Origin of the sequence: Micromonospora sp. C28SCA-DRY-2 (assembly GCF_030519475.1) — a bacterium.
Taxonomy (GTDB): Bacteria; Actinomycetota; Actinomycetes; order Mycobacteriales; family Micromonosporaceae; genus Micromonospora.
The window spans coordinates 33,937-51,580 of record NZ_JAUMKD010000001.1; the positions used below are offsets into that span (position 1 = coordinate 33,937).

Genomic DNA, 17,644 nt, shown 5'->3' on the forward strand with positions numbered 1-17,644 from the left:
GTACGGCGGCGGGGTGGGCGATCGGCCCACCCCGCCGCCGCGTCACCGGGTGGCCGGCGGGACCGGGAAGTTGGTGTGGAACACCGCGTCCGGGTCGTAGGCGCGCTTGACCTGGCGCAACCGGCTCAGCGTGGGCTCCGGGAAGGCGTCGCGCAGCCGCTCGGGGCGCGGGTCGGTCTCGAAGCTCAGGTAGAGGCCGTCGGCGTGCGGGTACACCCAGGCGTCCCACGGCTCGTCCAGGGCGGAGCGGCGCACCCCGCCGCCGAAGGCGACGGCGGAGAAGTTCTGGTGCCGGTGCGGGTACGCGGTCTCGCCGGCCGGCACGTCGTTGACCGCCCCGCCCACGGCGCGCAGTTGCAGGAAGTACGAGACACCCTCGGTGACCAGCCGGGCGAGCCCGCCGGCCACCTCCGGGGTGAGGTGGGTGAACAGCCCCGAGCGGGTGATCGGGCCCAGCCCGCCGGACGCGTAGTGCGGCTCGGTGGGGAAGACGACCCCCGAGTACGGCATCAGTCGGGCCTCGTGGTCGAGCACCGGGGCGACGTCGGCGAGCCGGCGCAGCGCGGCGACCGCGGCGTCGGTGTCGTCGCTGGCGTAGACGGTCATCACCCGGGCCACCACCGACGGCGCGCCCCGGTTCGGGGACAGGATGATGAAGCTGGTCAGCTCGCGCGGCGAGGTCTCCACCACCTGCCCCCAGCGCGCCAGCACCCCGGCGGTGTCCGAGGCGTCGAGCAGCATGACGGAGTGGACGATGTCGCCCACCCGGTCGGCGGCGAGTTCCAGCGAGGTGACCGCGCCGACGTTGGCGCCGGCGCCGCGCAGCGCCCAGAACAGGTCGGGATGGTGCTCGGCGTCGGCGCGGACGATCCGGCCGTCGGCGAGGACCACCTCGGCGGCCCGGACGTGGTCGATGGTCAGCCCGTGCAGCCGGCCCATGAAGCCGATGCCGCCGGTGGTGGCCAGCCCGCCCACGCCGACCCCGCCGTAGTCGCCGGAGCTGATCGCCAGGCCGTGCGGGACGAGCTTCTCGGCGACCTGCCCCCAGCGGGCGCCGGCGCCCAGCCGGACCAGCCCGGTGCGCTCGTCGAGCAGCTCGATGCCGTCGAGGGCGCCCAGGTCGACGACGATGCCGCCGTCGTTGGTGGAGCGCCCGCTGATGCCGTGGCCGCCGGAGCGGAGCGCCATCGGCACCTCCTGCTTGCGGGCGTAGGCGAGCGCCTCGGCGACCTCCTCGGCGCTGCGCGGGCGCAGCACCAGGCCGGGCCGGCCGGCGCGCAGGTAGCCGGAGCGGACCGACTCGTACTCCCGGTCACCCGGCTCCACCGCCCGGCTGGCCAGCGCGGCGGGCACGTCGTCGTAGGCGATGCCGGCCCGGCGAGCCGCCAGCGCGGCGCTGCCCCGCCGCCGGGCGACCGGCGCGGTGCCGGCGGAGGCCCGCTCCGCGGCGACGAGTTCCCGCAGCGCCGGGGCGACCTCCTGGCCGAAGGTCTGGATGGCGCGGGGGTCGTCGCCGATCAGGATGAAGGTGCCGATCCCCCGCTCCAGGACGTATGGGGCGAGTTGCTCGACCCACTGGGCGGGCGGCCCCTGGAGGAAGCCCCGGCCGCGCGGGGTGAAGGCGCCGCCGATGTTGAGCACCCGGCGGATCTCGGCGGGGTGGCGGCCGGCCCGGGTGGCCGCCTCGTCGATGGTCGCGTTGCCCTCGACCAGGCCGTCGTCGCCGACGTACCGCAGGGTGACCGCCCAGCCGTCCGCGACCCGGCCGGTCAGCCGCAGCATCCGCGGTTTGAGCGCACCCAGCCAGATCGGGATGTCGTGGGCCGGCGCCGGGCCGCGCTGCACACCGGCGACCCGGTGGTACGTGCCGTCCACGGTGAGCGCTGTCGGTTCGGCGGTGTCCCAGATCCCCCGGATGATCTCGATCCCCTCGGCCAGCGCCTGGACGCCCTGGCCCGGGGTGAGCCGCCGGCCACCCATCGCCTCGATGGCCTCCCAGAAGGCGCCGGCACCGAGCCCCAGGGTGAACCGGCCGGCGGAGAGCCGGTCCAGGCTGGCTGCCGAGCGCGCCAGCACCGCCGGCGGGCGCAGCGCCAGGTTGAGCACGTTGCCGGAGACCGAGATCCGCTCGGTGGCGGCCGCGACCCAGGTCAGCAGGGTCCAGGTGTCCAGGAATCCCGGCTGGTACGGGTGGTCCTGGAAGGTGGCGAGGTCGAGCCCGGCCGCCTCGGTGAGCTGCGCGAGCTGGACCGGCACCTGGGGGTTCTCGTTCTGGGGCGTGATGAACGTCCCGAATGTCAGCTCGTGCCCGTAGTCGGTCATGGATCCGCTCCGTCGTCCGCCATATTGTTTGCGCGACAAACGATACACGCTCCAACTCATCTGTCTCGTCGATGATATGTCTGCTCAATCACTGGCTGGTAGCATCGGCGGCATGACCACCGCTGGCGTTCCCACCCCGGTCGGCACCGACGGCGAACCGGAGTTCGTCGGCGAGTTCGGCTGGGCGCTGACCGTGCTGCTGCGGGAGTGGAGCGCCCGGGTGGCGGCGGCGGTCGGCGACCTGCCGTACGGCACCCGGGGCTACCAGGTGCTCGCGGCCGTGGTCCGCGACGAACCGCCCAGCCAGGCCTCGCTCGCCACCCGGCTGGGCATCGACCGCAGCGTGATGACCTACCTGATCGACCGCTGCGTGGAGTCCAACCTGGTGGAGCGCCAGCAGGACCCGACCGACCGGCGGGCCCGCCGGATCGTCCCCACCGGGCACGGGCGCCGCCGGCTCGACGAGCTGGACGCCCGGGTGCGCCAGGTGGAGGAGGAGCTGCTGGGCGCCCTGCCCGAGGCGGAGCGCGCGCTGCTGCACCGGCTGCTGCGGCAGGCGGCCAACGGCGTGGCGCACGACCCGGACCGCTGCGCGGTCACCGCGGACGCCATGCGCGGCGGCTCCGGCTCGCCGGCCTGACCGGGTCGCGGCGGCCGCGCTCTCAGCCGTTCAGGTACGCCAGCACGGCCAGCACCCGCCGGTTGTCGTCGTCCGACGGCGGCATGCCGAGCTTGCTGAAGATGTTGTTGATGTGCTTGCTGACCGCCTTCTCGGTGACGAACAGCCGGCCGGCGATCGCCGCGTTCGACCGCCCCTCCGCCATCAGGCCCAGCACCTCGCGCTCGCGCGCGGTCAGCTCGGCCAGCCGCTGCCCGCCGGTGTTGCGGGCCAGCAACTGGGAGACCACGTCCGGGTCCATCACCATGCCGCCGGCCGCCACCCGGCGCACCGCGTCGACGAACTGGTCGACGTTGGACACCCGGTCCTTGAGCAGGTAGCCCACTCCCCCGGCACGGTCGGAGAGCAGCTCCCGGGCGTACAGCTGCTCGACGTGCTGGGACAGCACCAGGATCGGCAGGCCGGGCAGCCGGGTGCGGGCCTGCAACGCCGCCTGGAGGCCCTCGTCGGTGAAGGTGGGCGGCAGGCGTACGTCGACCACCGCCACGTCGGGACGGTGCCGGGTCAGCGCGGGCAGCACGGACGGCCCGTCCGCGACCGCCTCGACCACCTGGAAGCCGAACGCGTCGAGGATGCGGGTCAGCCCGTCCCGGAGGAGGGCGAGATCCTCGGCGATGACAACTCGCACGGCAGCTCCATGGTCACGACGGTGGGCCCGCCCGGCGGGCTGGTCACCGACATCGTTCCATCGAAGGCTGCCAGGCGGCGCCGCACACCCGCCAGGCCGGTCCCCGCGTCCGGTCGCGCGCCGCCCCGGCCGTCGTCGCCGACCGCCATGACCAGCCGGCCGTCCCGGTGCGCCATCCGGATCCAGGCGCGCGCCGCGCCACTGTGCTTGGTCACGTTGGCCAGCGCCTCCGCCACCGCGAAGTACGCCGCCGACTCGACCGCCGCCGGCGGGCTGCCCGGCAACTCCACGTCCACCGTCACGGGCAGCGGCACGGCCAGCGCGAGCGCCTCGACCGCCCCGCCGAGGCCGCGTTCGGCGAGCACCGGCGGGTAGATGCCGCGGACCAGGTCGCGCAGCTCGACCAGGGCCTGCCCGCTGGCCTCCTGGGCCTCGGCCAGCAGCCGTCGCGCCGCCGCCGGGTCGTCGGCCATCAGCTTCCCGGCCAGCCCGATGCTCATGCGCAGCGCCACCAGCCGGGCCTGCGCCCCGTCGTGCAGGTCGCGCTCGATCCGGCGCAGCTCGGCCGCCTGGGTGTCGACCGTGTCGGCCCGGGTGACGGTCAGCTGCCGCACCCGCAGCGCCAGCTCCTGCGCCCTGGTCGGGGTGAGGAAGAAGCCGGCGAAGCGCAGGTGCAGCCAGACCAGCCAGGGCGCCACCGCCAGCCCGCCGATCAGGAAGAACCATCCCTGCGGTACGGACGCCCACGCCTCGACGATGTTGTCCATCGGCCAGAACACGCCGTAGCCGTACCAGTCGATGGTCAGGTAGAGCACCAGGGGCACCAGCAGCACGCCCTCCAGCCCGTACGCCGGCAGCACGAACGCCAGCAGGCAGGCCGCGCCGGTGATCGCACCCGGCACCAGCCAGGCGAAGTCCCGCCAGGTGGCCGGGTCGGCGACCACCCACCGGAACCGCCGCCAGGTGCCGATCTGCGCGTCGGCCGGCTTCGGCCGGTACGGGGTGGCCATCGGGATCCCGCCCCACCGGGCCAGCCGGCGCTGCGCCCCCAGGCAGAGCCGCACCAGCGCGGTCACCACCGGGAAGAGCGCGAACCCGATGCCGAACACCGGGATCAGCGCGAGCGACACCACCGAGAGCGCGAACAGCGCGACGTTGGTGGTCAGGCAGAGCAGCGCCAGCGCCAGGCCCTGCACGGCGGCGATCGCGCCCGGCCGGAGCCACTGCCGGGCGAACAGGCGTACGGAGCTGTGCACGGCTCCCATTCTGGGCCACGGCCGCCGCCGCATCGGTGGTGCCAGCACCACCGGAGTTCGGGACGTGACACCCCTGCCCCGGCCGGTCCGGGGCCGAAGGATCGACGGCGTGAGAACAACCAACCCGCGGAGGGAACCCGCCATGTTCCGGCACCGCCTGGCCGGCCTGCCGTCCGGTCGACGATCCAAGTACGTCCTGCTCGTCTTCTGGCTCATCGTCATCTCGGCGGCCGGGCCGCTGGCGCTCAAGCTCACCGAGGTGCAGGAGAACGACACCCTCGGCGCGCTGCCCGCCGGCGTCGAACACAGCCGGGCGGCGCAGCGGGCGGAGTCCGCGTTCCCCGACTCGGGGGCCCCGCTGGCGATCGCGGTCTACGTCCGGGACGGCGGTCTCACCGCCGCCGACCGGGCGAAGGTCGACGCCGACCGGGCCGCCTTCGCGGCGTACGCCGACGACGGGCAGGTGCCCGCGGCGGTGCCGAGCGAGGACGGCCGGGCGCTGCTGCTCTCCTTCCCGGTCGCCGGGGACGACGAGCGCCGCGGCACCGCGGTCACCGAGCTCAAGGACCGGCTCACCGCCGACCCCCCGGCCGGCCTGCGGACCGCACTGACCGGCCCGGCCGCCGCCGAGCACGACGTGTTCGACGCGTTCGGCGGCATGGACACCGCGTTGCTGCTGGCCACCGCGGCCACCGTCGCCCTGCTGCTGCTGGTCACCTACCGCAGTCCGGTGCTCTGGCTCATCCCGCTGCTCACCGCGGCGTTCGCCAGCCAGCTCGCCAGCGCTGTCGTCTACCTGCTGGCCCGGCACGCCGGGCTGGCGGTCGACTTCCAGAGCCAGAGCATCCTCACCGTGCTGGTGTTCGGCGTCGGCGTGGACTACGCGCTGCTGCTCATCGCCCGCTACCGGGAGGAGCTGCGCCGGCACGCCGACCGGCACGCCGCGATGGCGGTGGCCCTGCGCCGCTCGCTCGGCGCGATCGGCGCCTCCGCGGCGACCGTGGCGATCGGTCTGCTCTGCCTGCTGGCCGCGCAACTGCCGTCCACCCGGGGGCTCGGCCCGGTCGGCGCGGTCGGCATCGTCGCCGCCCTGCTCGCCATGACCACCCTGCTGCCGGCCGTGCTGGTGCTGTTCGGTCGCTGGCTGTTCTGGCCGTTCGTGCCGCGCTACGCGCCGGACGCGGCCGACGTGGACGTGGCCGCCGACCACCGGGTGTGGCGGCGGATCGCCGGCCTGGTCGGCCGCCGGCCCCGGACGGTGTGGATCGGCACGGCCGCGGCGCTGGTCGCGCTCAGCTTCGGCATCGGCAACCTCAGCGTCGGCCTGCCCGGCGACGAGACGTTCACCCGGGAGGTCGGCTCGATCACCGGCCAGCGGATGATCGCGGCGCACTACCCGAGCGGCACGGTCGCGCCCGCCGACATCCTGGCCACCGCGGACCGCGCCGACCAGGTGGTCACGGCCGCCCGCGCCGTGCCCGGGGTGGCCGAGGTGGGCGCGCCGGAACGTTCGCCGGACGGCCGGTGGGTGCGGATCGCGGCGGTGCTGGCGGACACCCCGGACAGCGCCGCCGCCCTGGAGACCGTGGAGCGGCTGCGCACCGCCGTGCACGCGGTGCCCGGCGCGCAGGCGCTGGTCGGCGGGGACACCGCCTACCTGCTGGACGAGGAACGCACGGTCGACCGGGACAACCGGCTGGTGGTGCCGCTGATCCTGGCGGTGGTGTTCGTCATCCTGATCGTGCTGCTGCGGGCGCTGGTCGCGCCGCTGCTGCTGCTGGCGAGCGTGGTGCTGTCGTACCTCGCGGCGCTGGGCGCGGCCGGGCTGATCCTCGACGCGATGGGGCACGCCAAGCTGTTCGTCGGGATCCCGTTGCAGACGTTCCTGTTCCTGGTCGCCCTGGGCGTTGACTACACCATCTTCCTCACCACCCGGGCGCGGGAGGAGGCGGCGCTGCTCGGTCACCGGCAGGGTGTGCTGCACGCGCTGACCGTGACCGGCGGGGTGATCACCAGCGCGGGCGTGGTGCTGGCGGCCACCTTCGGCGCGCTGAGCGTGCTGCCGCTGGTGCCGTCGGTGCAGTCCGCCGTGATCGTGGGCGTCGGCGTGCTGCTCGACACGTTCCTGGTGCGCAGCCTGCTCGTGCCGGCGCTCGCCCTGGAGATCGGCCGCCGCACCTGGTGGCCGAGCGCGCTGGCCCGCCCGGCGTCCCGGGCCGCCCGGCACCGCCCGGCCGAGCCGGTACCGGCCACCTCCTGACCGAGGTACGCGGGGGTGGCCGCCGCCGGCGGCCACCCCTTCGGCGCAGGGGCCGCCGGCCGCCGGGATACCGGACACCGCGCCGGTCGAGTACGTTACGGCGGATCGGGCTGGGCTGGGTGACGGCGGGGAGGCCGGATGGCCGGGAAGCACCGTTCGTGGTGGGGCTGGGGTCACGTCGAGGACGCGGTGACCGGCGCGGAGGCCGCGGCACTGACCGACCGGGTGCGGGCCCTGCTGCCCGACGCCGACCTGACCGCGCGCGTCCCGCCGCCGGTGGCCGAGCTGGGTCTGCGGGCCCCGCGGGTGGCCCCGCCGGCGTCGCTGGCCCACCTCTGCTCCACCGACGAGACCGACCGGGCGGCGCACGCGCACGGCAAGGCGTTCCGGGACGTCGTCCGGAACCTGCACGGCGACGTCCGGCACCCGCCGGACCTGGTCGTCCGCCCGGCGTCCGAACGGGACGTGGTCGACGTGCTGGACTGGTGCGCCGGGGCCGGGATCGCGGTGATCCCGTACGGCGGCGGCTCGTCGGTGGTCGGCGGCGTGGAACCACGGGTGGCCGACGGCTACCCCGGCGCGGTCAGCCTCGACCTCGGCCGGCTCGACCGGGTGCGGGAGGTCGACCGGACCAGCCGGGCGGCGCGGATCCAGGCCGGCGTGTTCGGCCCGGCGCTGGCCGACCAGCTCCGCGGGCACGATCTCACGCTGCGGCACTTCCCGCAGTCGTTCGAGTTCTCCACGCTGGGCGGCTGGCTGGCCACCCGGGCCGGCGGCCACTACGCGACGGTGCTCACCCACATCGACGACCTGGTGGAGTCGCTGCGGGTGGTGAGCCCGGCCGGCACCAGCGAGTCCCGCCGGCTGCCCGCCTCCGGCGCGGGGCCGTCGCCCGACCGGCTTTTCCTCGGCTCCGAGGGCGCGCTCGGCGTCATCACCGAGGCGTGGCTGCGCCTGCAGGAGCGGCCGCGCTGGCGGGCGGACGCGGCGGTGCACTTCGACGAGTACGACGCGGCGGTGGCCGCCACCCGGGCGATCGCCCAGTCCGGGCTGCACCCGAGCAACTGCCGGCTGCTCGACCCGGCGGAGGCGCTGCTCAACGCCGGCGTCGCCAGCACCGGCGGGGTTCTCGTGCTCGGCTTCGAGTCCGCCGACCACCCGGTCGGGCCGGGGCTGGACCGCGCCGTCGAGCTGTGCCGCGACCACGGCGGCGCGCTGCCCGACCCGCCCCGGGTCGGCCCGGCGTCCAGCGAGCGGGGTGGCGCCGTGGACACCTGGCGCTCGGCGTTCCTGCGGATGCCGTACCAGCGCGACGCCCTCGCCGCCCGGTCGATGATCGTGGAGACCTTCGAGACCGCCTGCACCTGGGACCGCTTTCCCGCGCTGCGCGCCGCGGTGCTCGACGCCGCCGCGGCGGCGCTGCGCGAGGTCGGCGCGACCGGCGTGGTCACCTGCCGGTTCACCCACGTCTACCCGGACGGGCCGGCCCCCTACTTCGGCGTCTACGCCACCGGCCGGTGGGGCGGCACGCTCGCCCAGTGGGACGAGATCAAGCACGCCGTCTCCGAGGCGCTGCTCGCCGCCGGCGGCACCATCACCCACCACCACGCCGTCGGCCGGGACCACCGGCCCTGGTACGACCGGCAGCGCCCGGAGCCGGTCGGGTTGGCGCTGCGCGCCGCGAAGGCGGCGCTCGACCCGTCCTGGGTGCTCAACCCCGGTGTGCTGCTCGACGCCGCACCGGGCGGCGAGGGCCCGGCCGGGCGGCGGGCCGAGGCGGGCGCCGGCGATCGGTGAGGTGCGGCGGCCCGCCAGCGAGGTGGACGCGCAGCCGCGTCCGGGCCGCGCCGGCCGTCACGAGGGGCGCAGGATCCGCACCTCGGGCGCGGCCGCGTCCGGCGCGGCGAACCGGAGCACCCGCTCCCCCTCGGCCCGCACCGCCGCCAACTCGTCGGGCGGGATGCGGGCGAACGGCCGCACGGTCACCACGCCCGCGCGGCGGTCCAGCTCCCAGATCCCGGCCACCATGCCGTCGACCAGCACGGTGGGCGCCACCAGGTCGCCCACGCAGACCCGGCGGCGGACCTCGTCGGTCATGACCCGGCTCCGGTCGGCGTGGGCGAGCAGCAGGTTGTCGAAGCCGGCGAGCAGGCGCACCGGCGCCGGGGTGGCCGGGTCGGGCCGGGGCGCGTCCGGCAGGTCGTACCGCAGGCGCCCGTCCTCGTCCCGGAAGACGCGCAGCTCGGCGGCCATCCCGGCGATGACCTCCCGCAGGCCGGCGACGCCCGACCAGGCCCGTACGTCGGCGGCGGTGGCCGGGCCGAACGCGGCCAGATGGCGCCGGACCAGCCGGCGCGGGTCCGGCGGGTCCAGCGGCCCCAGCACCGGTTCGGCCAGGGCGAACGGGGTGGCCCCGGTCGCGTCCCAGGTGCCGCTGGGCGCGGGGTGCAGCAGCGGCAGCAGGTACTGCACCGACCAGGCCAGGGCGGTGCCGTCGGCGCCGGGCCGGCCGGCCGCGAGCCGCCGCCCGAGGTCCGGCCGGGTGAGCGCCGCCCCGGCCAGGATCTCCCGCGCCTCGGCGACCACCGCGGCCAGGTCGATCCCGGCGGTACGCCGGCCGAACGCGTTGCGCTGCACCCGGGTCAGCAGCGGGGTCAGTACCGGCCGCAGCGCCCGGTAGTCCGCGGCGGTGACCAGGTGCTGGGTGGCCCGCATCATCGTCGACCGCACCAGCCGGCCGGTCTCGATCGCGGCGGTCAGGTCGGCGGCGGTGAAACCGGCCAGCCGCGAGTGCAGGGCCAGGTACGGGTCGTTGGCGTGCTGCGCGTTAAGGCCGCCCAGCCGGGCGGTGGCCGTGACGACGTCCAGCGGCGCACGCCGCAGCAGCAGTTGGCGGGCCAGGGTGGCCCGGCCCAGCGCCCGCCGGTCGAGCGTCTCGACCGGCGCGCCGGTGGTTCCCGGCCGGCGGGCGCCCATCTCAGCGGACCTTCCGGAAGAAGGCCCGGACGTCGGGCAGCTCGGGCCAGCGGGTGTTCGCCAGCCGGGCGCGCAGGTCGTCGAGCCGGTCCTGCGGGGCGTCGATGCGGAACGGGTGGATGTCGGGGTCTGCCGTCGTCATGGTGGCCACGCTAGGAGCCGCTCAGGACAGTTCCGGTCCTAACCTGCTGGCATTCTGGTCGGCATGCTGAAGGCTCCGGCGCGGCTGCTCAAACTGCTGTCGTTGTTGCAGACCCACCGGCACTGGTCCGGCGCCGAGTTGGCCGACCGGCTCGGGGTCACCGTGCGCACGATCCTCCGGGACGTGGACCGGCTGCGCGAGCTGGGTTACCCGGTGGACGCCGTCCAGGGCACCGCCGGCTACCGGCTCGGCGCCGGCGCCGCGTTGCCGCCGCTGCTGCTCGACGACGACGAGGCGGTGGCCGTCGCGATCGGTCTGCGCACCGCCGCGGCCAGTTCGGTGACCGGCATCGACGAGACGGCGCTGCGCGCGTTGACCAAGCTGGAGCGGGTGCTGCCGGCCCGGCTCCGGCACCGGGTCACCACCGTGCAGCACGCCACCGTACGGGCCGGCGCGCCCGGACCCACCGTCGACGCCGACGTCCTGGTGGCCATCTCCGACGCCTGCCACCGGCGGGAACGGCTGCGCTTCGACTACACCGACCACCACGGCGCACGGTCGGTGCGGCTGGTCGAGCCGCAGGCGCTGGTCAACTGGGGTCGGCACTGGTACCTGGTCGCCTGGGACACCGACCGGGCCGACTGGCGTTCCTTCCGGGTCGACCGGCTCCACCCCCGGATACCGACCGGCCCCCGCTTCGCCCGGCGCGATCCCCCCGACGGCGACGTGACGGCGTACCTGGCCCGGCAGCTCTCCGCCGGGGTGTGGGCGGTGCGGGCCACGGTCACCGTGCACCGGCCGGCCGCCGTGGTCGCCGAACGGATCTGGCCCGGCATGGGCGCGGTCGAGCCGGTCGGCCCGGACAGCTGCCTGGTCCACCTCGGCGCCGACACGGCCGCCGACCTGGCCTGGATGGTGGCGGTGATCGGCCTCGACGTCACCGTCACCGGGCCACCGGAACTCGTCGACGCGGTACGCGCGCTCGGCGATCGGTGCCGCCGGGCGCTGGCACCGCCGGCCGACCGGTCGGGCGAGGCTCCGGCGCCGGCGGGCGGGAGCTCGCCGGCCGGGTCACCCGGATCGGGTGAGGCCGGTTCACCCGGGTCGGGGGCAGGGTGAGGGCCACGGCGAGTCGAGGGAGGACACCATGCTGCGGTCCAAGGTCAACGTCGCGCCCACCGACGAGGTGCCACTCAAGCCGGCGTGGGGTTACCGGCTGCGCCGGCAGCAGCACCCGATCGGCCGGCGGGGCGGGCCGCGCCGGGCTCCCCGCGGCTACCGGCTGCCCGACGCCGAGCGGCACCGGCTCCGGACCGCGTACGACCTGCGGGAGCGGCAACTGGTCCGGGCCCTGGTGACGGCCGCCGGGCAACCGGGCGACGCGGCGGAGAACCTGGCCGGGCAGTTGGAACAGCGGCTGGACGCGCTGGTGCACCGGGCCGGCTTCGCCCGCACCGTGACCGAGGCCCGTCACCTGATCGGGAACAACACGTTCTCCCTCGACGGCGGCAAGGTCAACCAACCGTCGTACCTGGTCCGCCCCGGGCAGGTCATCCAGGTGCGGCCGGAGAAGCAGTGCCCCACCCCGGCCGCGGTGGCCGCCGGGGGCTTCACCGCCACCGAGGCCCCGCCCTACCTGGAGGTGCGGCCGGCGGAGTTCACCGCGACGCTGACCCGGGAACCGCGCCGGCAGGAGGTGCCGGACCTGCGGGACGTGCCGCTCACCGTCCAGCCCGGCTAGCGGCGCCCCGGCCGGTGCCGCCGGCGGGCGTCAGCGGCTGATCGTCACGTCGACCGGCCCGACGCGCAGGGTGCCGTCGTCCAGCGGGGTGCAGCGCACGCCGCCCCGGCGGCGCAGCGCCTTCCACGCGCCCGGGCCGATGGTGACCTCCATCCAGGCGCAGGGGTTCGCCGGGCGGTTGACCCGCAGCCGGACCGGACCCGCGCCGGAATCCAGCGTGAGCACGGCTCCGATCAGGTCGTCCACGGCGATCCCGGCGGTGAGCACGTTGCGCCGGACCTGCACCAGGTCGACCCCGGGCGGCAACGACTCCCGCGCGATCACTGTCACGCTCGCCTCGCGGTGCGCCGGCTTGCCGAAGTACCGGTCGCCGACGATGCCGAGGCCGGCCCGGAGCTGGACCTGGTCGACCAGTTCGCCGGGTGGGGCCGGTGCCGGGCCGTCGGCGGGCCGGCCCACGTAGCGGTGCACCGGCGAGGCCAGCAACTGCACGATCCGCGGCACCCAGCGATTCTACGGAGTCGCCGGCCCCCGCCTGGCCGTCCCGCCGGATAACCGGCCCGGTTGGACCGGGACACCGCCGGCGGGCCGGACCGGCGCCGGACCGGCGAACCACCGGCCACGCGTTACGGAACTCCTCCGGAACATCCGTCCAAAGGGATATCCAGCAGATCATCCCGGGTACCGTGGCCAGCTTCGCCGCCTGCTGGATAGAGGCTCTGGCCTGCTTGTTCTCTCCGAGGAGACCTCGCAGCCCTCTCCTTAGCTATCGTTAGTTTTCCGGAAATTCTTGCCGCGCCGATCGGTCGCTGCGATACTCCACATCTATTCGGGTCGATACCCGGTCGGCGTTCCACCGGCGGCCGGTCGCGACCCCGACACACCCCCACCACACCAGGCCGGCGCGCCACCAAGCCCGGTCGCCAGCAGAAGGGGCAGAGATGATCGACAGCTGCCAGCGGGACAACCGTCCGAAATCGACAGCACGAAGGCGGGCGGCCCTCGCCCTCGCCGCCGTTGGTCTGCTCGCCGCGGGCGGAGCCGTGGTGCTGCCCGTCGCGGCCAGCGCCGGCACCACCCTGGGCGCCTCCGCGGCGGAGCGCGGCCGGTACTTCGGCGCCGCCGTGGCCGCCAACAAGCTCAGCGACAGCGCGTACACCACGATCCTGAACCGCGAGTTCAACTCGGTGACGCCCGAGAACGAGATGAAGATCGACGCCACCGAGCCGCAGCAGGGGCAGTTCACCTTCACCAACGCCGACCGGATCGTCAGCCACGCCCGCAGCCGCGGGATGAGCGTGCGCGGGCACACCCTGGCCTGGCACTCCCAGCAGCCGGGCTGGATGCAGAACATGAGCGGCAGCGCGCTGCGTCAGGCCATGCTCAACCACGTCACCCAGGTGGCCACCCACTTCCGCGGCCAGGTCGTGGCGTGGGACGTGGTGAACGAGGCGTTCGCCGACGGCAGCACCGGCGCCCGCCGCGACTCCAACCTCCAGCGCACCGGCAACGACTGGATCGAGGCGGCGTTCCGCGCCGCCCGGGCCGCCGACCCCGGCGCGAAGCTCTGCTACAACGACTACAACACCGACGACTGGACGCACGCCAAGACCCAGGCCGTGTACAACATGGTCCGCGACTTCAAGCAGCGCGGCGTACCGATCGACTGCGTCGGCCTCCAGTCGCACTTCAACAGCGGCTCGCCGTACCCGGCCAACTACCGCACCACGCTGTCCAGCTTCGCCGCCCTCGGCGTCGACGTGCAGATCACCGAGCTGGACATCCAGAACGCCCCGGCCGACACGTACCGCAACGTGGTCAACGACTGCCTCGCCGTCTCCCGCTGCACCGGGATCACCGTCTGGGGCATCCGGGACAGCGACTCCTGGCGAGCCGACCAGAACCCGCTACTGTTCACCAGCAGCGGCGCCAAGAAGCCGGCGTACGACGCGGTCCTGGCCGCCCTCAACGGCGGCACCACCCCGACCACTCCCCCCACCACCCCGCCGACCACCGGGCCGACCACCCCGCCGCCCGGCGGCAGTTGCACCGCGACCCTGCGCGACGGCACCCGGTGGGGCGACCGGTTCAACAGCGAGGTCACCGTCAGCGGAGCCAGCAACTGGACGGTCGTCGTCGCGGTGACCCCGCCGCAGAAGGTCTCGGCGACCTGGAACGGCACCCCGAGCTGGGACAGCAGCGGCAACGTGATGACCATGCGGTCCAACGGCAGCGGCAACGTCTTCGGCTTCACCACCATGGCCAACGGCAACTGGACCCGGCCCCAGGTCCGGTCCTGTACCGCCTCCTGACCCGACGACACCCGACCGGGGGTGGCGACGCGGCGCGTCGCCACCCCCGCGCGTGTGCCGGCCCGGCCCCCCCGGGGGCGAGGGTCCGCCGTGGACCGCCCGGTCGCCGGCCGTCCGGAAAATCAATGCTCCCGCCGGTAGCGGGCGACCCGGTTCACAGGGTAGAAACAAGCCACCCCCTTCTTTCACAACGTGATACAAGTCGGCGAGATCGAGAGAGCGCTCTCACAGAGGCTCCTCGGCCGCCGCGAGTGGCAGGTCTCCTTCCCCCACCCACGTCGCTGCGTCCGGGAGCAGGTGCCGGCCAGCGGAGAGGACGAACCGCATGACAACGCATCCCCGCGCCCGACGGCGGCACACCGCCGGCCGGGCGCTCGCCCTCGGACTCGCGCTGGCCGCCAGCGCCGCCCTGACCGGCACCGCCGCCACCGCCGGCCCGCCCCGGCACGGTACGCCGGACTTCGGGCCCAACGTCACCATCTTCGACCCGAGCATGCCGGTCGGCGAGATCCAGGCGACCCTGGACGCGGCGCACGCCCGCCAGGTCGACGCCGAAATGGGCACCGCCCGGCATGCCTACCTGTTCAAGCCGGGCAGCTACGGCACCGCCGAGCAGCCGTTGCAGGTCAAGGTCGGCTACTACACCGAGGTCGCCGGACTGGGCGCCACGCCCACCGATGTCGACGTCAACGGCAAGATCGAGGTCTACAACCGCTGCCTGGCCGACGGCGGCGCGGGCAACTGCATCGCCCTGGTCAACTTCTGGCGCACGCTGTCCAACCTGTCCATCGACATCGACGCCACCGGCCAGGACGGCTGCCGGTCGTCGGCGAACTTCTGGGCCGTGTCCCAGGCGGTGTCGATGCGCCGGCTGGACATCGCCGGCGGCAACCTGTCGCTGATGGACTACTGCACCGCCGGCCCGCAGTACGCCAGCGGCGGCTTCATCGCCGACTCCCGGCTGCCCGCCACCACCAACGGCTCGCAGCAGCAGTGGCTGACCCGCAACAGCGAGGTCGCCGGCTGGTCCAACGCGGTGTGGAACCAGGTCTTCGCCGGCGTGGTGGGCGCGCCGGACGACGCCGGCTTCCCCGACCCGCCGTACACCACGCTGGACACCACCCCGCTCAGCCGGGAGAAGCCCTACCTGTTCGTCGACGCCAAGGGCCGCTACCAGGTCCGGGTGCCCGCGGTGCGACGCGACAGCCGCGGCGTCACCTGGGCCGACGGCCTGACCCCGGGCCGGACCATCCCGATCGGCGACTTCTTCATCGCCAAGCCGTCCGATCCGGTCCGGGTCATCAACAGCCAGCTCGCCCGCGGCAAGCACCTGTTGCTCACCCCGGGCGTGTACGACATCGCCCGCAGCATCCAGGTCAAGCGGCCGAACACCGTGGTCCTCGGCCTGGGGCACGCCACCCTCACCGCGGTGGACGGGTCGGTGCCGCTGGACGTCGCCGGCGTGCCCGGCGTGGTGATCGCCGGCGTCACCATCGACGCGGGCCCGACCGAGTCGCCGGTGCTGCTGCGGGTGGGCGCCAAGCACGGCCGCAACCACAGCACGCCGTGGAACCCGACCACCCTCTCCGACGTGTACTTCCGGGTCGGCGGCCCGCACATCGGCCGGACGGACATCGCGCTGGAGGTCAACAGCGACCACGTCCTCATCGACCACACCTGGGTGTGGCGCGGCGACCACGGCGTCGAGGGCTTCACCGAGGGCGTCAACGGCGACACCGACCGGTGGCGGACCAACACCGGTCGGTACGGCGCGGTGATCAACGGCGACCACGTGACCGCGACCGGGCTCTTCGTCGAGCACTTCCAGCGCTACAACACTGTCTGGAACGGCGAGCACGGCACCACGGTCCTGTACCAGAACGAGCTGCCGTACGACCCGCCGACGCAGGCCGACTGGATGAACGGCGGGGTCGAGGGCTGGGCCGGGTACAAGGTCGGCGACCGGGTCCGGCACCACACGTTGTACGGCGGCGGCGTCTACGTGTTCAACCAGAACAACCCGTCGATCCACACCGAGAACGGCTTCGAGGTCCCGGTGACCCCGGGCGTGCGGCTGCACCACGTGATGACCGTCAACCTCAGCGCCGGCACGATCGACCACGTGGTCAACGGCGTGGGTGGGGCGGCCGACACCACCCGGGTCGGCGCGCCGGTCTACGTCGCGCAGTACCCCGTCCCGTAACGGCGACCGACAGCACGGGCCGGAGCCGGTTATCGGCTCCGGCCCGTGCGCCGTCAGGGGGCGATGCGCAGCCGGCGGATGCGGTCGTCGTCGTACTCCTCGAAGCGGAACCGCAGCCCGGCGAACGGACTGCCGGGGAAGTCACCGGTGATGGTGGCGGTGACCACGGTGCCCTCCGCCGTGGCGGCGACGTCCGTGATCTCGTACGACACCAGCGGCGTCTCCCGTCGCCAGGCGCGGATGGCCGCGACGCCGCGGTGCTCCCGGCCCTCGTCCTGCACCACGGCGTCGTCGGCGAAGAGCGCGAGGTACGCCTCCGTGTCCGGCTGGCCGGCCAGCTCGAAGTAGCGACGGATGATCTCTGGTGCTCCGGTCACGGGAACTCCTCCCCGGGTACGACGCGGCTCGCGCCGCCGGTCGACAAGGCGCGCCGGATCCCGCCTCCTGCCACCCGGCGTACCCTTACTGCTGAACTAGAAGTCAGTGACTTCGACATTAGCACCGACTTGCGAGGAGCCAGCCATGGCGGGGAAGGTCCGGCTCGAGGACCGGGAGTGTCCGCTCTCGGCGACCCTCGGCGTGGTCGGCGAGTGGTGGACCCTGCTGATCCTCCACGACGCCTTCGACGGCTACACCCGCTTCGACCAGTTCCAGGAGAACCTCGGCATCTCCTCCAGCATGCTGACCGGCCGGCTGCGTACGCTCACCGCCAACGGCCTGCTGGAACGCCGCCGCTACCAGACCCACCCGGACCGCTACGAGTACGTCCTCACCGACCTTGGCCGCAGCCTGCGGCCGGTGATCGTGGCCCTCGCCGCCTGGGGAAACTCCCGCCTGCGCCCCGAGGAGCGCAGCATGGTCCTGGTCGACCGGGAGACCGGCGCCGAGGTCGAGCCGGTCGTCGTGGACCGGGCCACCGGCCGCCTCCTCGACCCGGAGAACTTCGTCTTCGCCGCCGGCCCGGCCGCCAGCGAGGTCATGCGCGACCGGTACGCGGCGGTCCCGACGGCGAGTCGCCGTTCCGCCTCCCCGCCCGACACCTCCGCCTAGGCTGCCCCTGGGGAGGGGGTCGCCGGCCGACCGTGCCGACCGACGGCCGGCGTCCGCGGGTTGCGGCACGAGCGC

At 74.5% G+C, this 17,644-nt stretch carries 14 protein-coding genes and 1 pseudogene; 8 read left to right on the forward strand and 7 right to left on the reverse strand.

Annotated elements, in window-relative coordinates:
* Positions 1-42 precede the first annotated feature (42 nt).
* Positions 43-2,322: an LLM class flavin-dependent oxidoreductase gene (locus tag Q3W71_RS00165; RefSeq protein WP_302917214.1), complete on the reverse strand. Its 2,280-nt coding sequence runs from the start codon at positions 2,320-2,322 to the stop codon at positions 43-45.
* A 112-nt stretch (positions 2,323-2,434) separates the two neighbouring features.
* On the opposite strand from Q3W71_RS00165, the gene Q3W71_RS00170 reads away from it, so the two are divergent.
* A complete protein-coding gene (locus Q3W71_RS00170; RefSeq protein WP_302917215.1) occupies positions 2,435-2,962 on the forward strand; it encodes a MarR family winged helix-turn-helix transcriptional regulator in 528 nt (175 codons plus the stop codon).
* Positions 2,963-2,984: 22 nt separating this feature from the next.
* Here Q3W71_RS00170 and Q3W71_RS00175 read toward each other — a convergent pair whose 3' ends face one another.
* Positions 2,985-3,629: a response regulator transcription factor gene (locus Q3W71_RS00175; RefSeq protein ID WP_302917216.1), complete on the reverse strand. Its 645-nt coding sequence runs from the start codon at positions 3,627-3,629 to the stop codon at positions 2,985-2,987.
* Positions 3,581-4,885, reverse strand: coding sequence for a histidine kinase (locus tag Q3W71_RS00180; RefSeq protein WP_302917217.1), 1,305 nt, complete (start codon positions 4,883-4,885; stop codon positions 3,581-3,583). The genes Q3W71_RS00175 and Q3W71_RS00180 overlap by 49 nt, the downstream gene beginning before the upstream one ends.
* Positions 4,886-5,027: 142 nt before the next feature.
* On the opposite strand from Q3W71_RS00180, the gene Q3W71_RS00185 reads away from it, so the two are divergent.
* Positions 5,028-7,145, forward strand: a complete 2,118-nt coding sequence (locus Q3W71_RS00185) for an MMPL family transporter (RefSeq protein ID WP_302917218.1) — start codon at positions 5,028-5,030, stop codon at positions 7,143-7,145.
* A 138-nt stretch (positions 7,146-7,283) separates the two neighbouring features.
* Positions 7,284-8,942, forward strand: coding sequence for an FAD-binding oxidoreductase (locus tag Q3W71_RS00190; RefSeq protein ID WP_302917219.1), 1,659 nt, complete (start codon positions 7,284-7,286; stop codon positions 8,940-8,942).
* A gap of 57 nt (positions 8,943-8,999) precedes the next feature.
* Here Q3W71_RS00190 and Q3W71_RS00195 read toward each other — a convergent pair whose 3' ends face one another.
* Entirely contained in the window at positions 9,000-10,121 is a 1,122-nt protein-coding gene (locus tag Q3W71_RS00195; RefSeq protein ID WP_302917220.1) for a winged helix DNA-binding domain-containing protein, read from the reverse strand.
* 28 nt (positions 10,122-10,149) lie between these two features.
* Positions 10,150-10,242 (reverse strand): annotated as a pseudogene (locus Q3W71_RS00200) (epoxide hydrolase N-terminal domain-containing protein); the annotation flags it as partial.
* Positions 10,243-10,326: 84 nt separating this feature from the next.
* Here Q3W71_RS00200 and Q3W71_RS00205 point away from each other — a divergent pair.
* Both Q3W71_RS00205 and rpsD read left to right on the forward strand, forming a co-directional pair.
* Entirely contained in the window at positions 10,327-11,382 is a 1,056-nt protein-coding gene (locus Q3W71_RS00205; RefSeq protein ID WP_302917222.1) for a YafY family protein, read from the forward strand.
* Between the two features lie 28 nt (positions 11,383-11,410).
* Positions 11,411-12,004 carry a 30S ribosomal protein S4 gene (gene rpsD / locus Q3W71_RS00210; protein WP_302917223.1) on the forward strand — a complete coding sequence of 198 codons (594 nt, stop codon included), beginning with the start codon at positions 11,411-11,413 and terminating at the stop codon, positions 12,002-12,004.
* Positions 12,005-12,034: 30 nt separating this feature from the next.
* On the opposite strand, the gene Q3W71_RS00215 is transcribed toward rpsD, so the two are convergent.
* Complete coding sequence (locus Q3W71_RS00215) at positions 12,035-12,508, reverse strand: molybdenum cofactor biosysynthesis protein (RefSeq protein WP_302917224.1); 474 nt, start codon at positions 12,506-12,508, stop codon at positions 12,035-12,037.
* A gap of 437 nt (positions 12,509-12,945) precedes the next feature.
* Here Q3W71_RS00215 and Q3W71_RS00220 point away from each other — a divergent pair, with 437 nt between their 5' ends.
* Entirely contained in the window at positions 12,946-14,316 is a 1,371-nt protein-coding gene (locus Q3W71_RS00220) for an endo-1,4-beta-xylanase (RefSeq protein WP_302917225.1), read from the forward strand.
* A gap of 325 nt (positions 14,317-14,641) precedes the next feature.
* Positions 14,642-16,519: an adenylyl cyclase gene (locus Q3W71_RS00225; protein ID WP_302917226.1), complete on the forward strand. Its 1,878-nt coding sequence runs from the start codon at positions 14,642-14,644 to the stop codon at positions 16,517-16,519.
* A 53-nt stretch (positions 16,520-16,572) separates the two neighbouring features.
* On the opposite strand, the gene Q3W71_RS00230 is transcribed toward Q3W71_RS00225, so the two are convergent.
* Complete coding sequence (locus tag Q3W71_RS00230; protein ID WP_302917227.1) at positions 16,573-16,896, reverse strand: nuclear transport factor 2 family protein; 324 nt, start codon at positions 16,894-16,896, stop codon at positions 16,573-16,575.
* A gap of 145 nt (positions 16,897-17,041) precedes the next feature.
* On the opposite strand from Q3W71_RS00230, the gene Q3W71_RS00235 reads away from it, so the two are divergent.
* Entirely contained in the window at positions 17,042-17,569 is a 528-nt protein-coding gene (locus tag Q3W71_RS00235; protein WP_302917228.1) for a helix-turn-helix domain-containing protein, read from the forward strand.
* Positions 17,570-17,644: the final 75 nt, after the last annotated feature.

What these genes read in the sequence shown, in the direction of transcription:
- Q3W71_RS00165 (WP_302917214.1), bottom strand. Translation starts at nt 2,322, where the DNA reads ATGACCGACTACGGGCACGAGCTGACATTCGGGACGTTCATCACGCCC.
- Q3W71_RS00170 (WP_302917215.1), top strand. Translation starts at nt 2,435, where the DNA reads ATGACCACCGCTGGCGTTCCCACCCCGGTCGGCACCGACGGCGAACCG.
- Q3W71_RS00185 (WP_302917218.1), top strand. Translation starts at nt 5,028, where the DNA reads ATGTTCCGGCACCGCCTGGCCGGCCTGCCGTCCGGTCGACGATCCAAG.
- Q3W71_RS00190 (WP_302917219.1), top strand. Translation starts at nt 7,284, where the DNA reads ATGGCCGGGAAGCACCGTTCGTGGTGGGGCTGGGGTCACGTCGAGGAC.
- Q3W71_RS00195 (WP_302917220.1), bottom strand. Translation starts at nt 10,121, where the DNA reads ATGGGCGCCCGCCGGCCGGGAACCACCGGCGCGCCGGTCGAGACGCTC.
- Q3W71_RS00205 (WP_302917222.1), top strand. Translation starts at nt 10,327, where the DNA reads ATGCTGAAGGCTCCGGCGCGGCTGCTCAAACTGCTGTCGTTGTTGCAG.
- rpsD (WP_302917223.1), top strand. Translation starts at nt 11,411, where the DNA reads ATGCTGCGGTCCAAGGTCAACGTCGCGCCCACCGACGAGGTGCCACTC.
- Q3W71_RS00220 (WP_302917225.1), top strand. Translation starts at nt 12,946, where the DNA reads ATGATCGACAGCTGCCAGCGGGACAACCGTCCGAAATCGACAGCACGA.
- Q3W71_RS00225 (WP_302917226.1), top strand. Translation starts at nt 14,642, where the DNA reads ATGACAACGCATCCCCGCGCCCGACGGCGGCACACCGCCGGCCGGGCG.
- Q3W71_RS00235 (WP_302917228.1), top strand. Translation starts at nt 17,042, where the DNA reads ATGGCGGGGAAGGTCCGGCTCGAGGACCGGGAGTGTCCGCTCTCGGCG.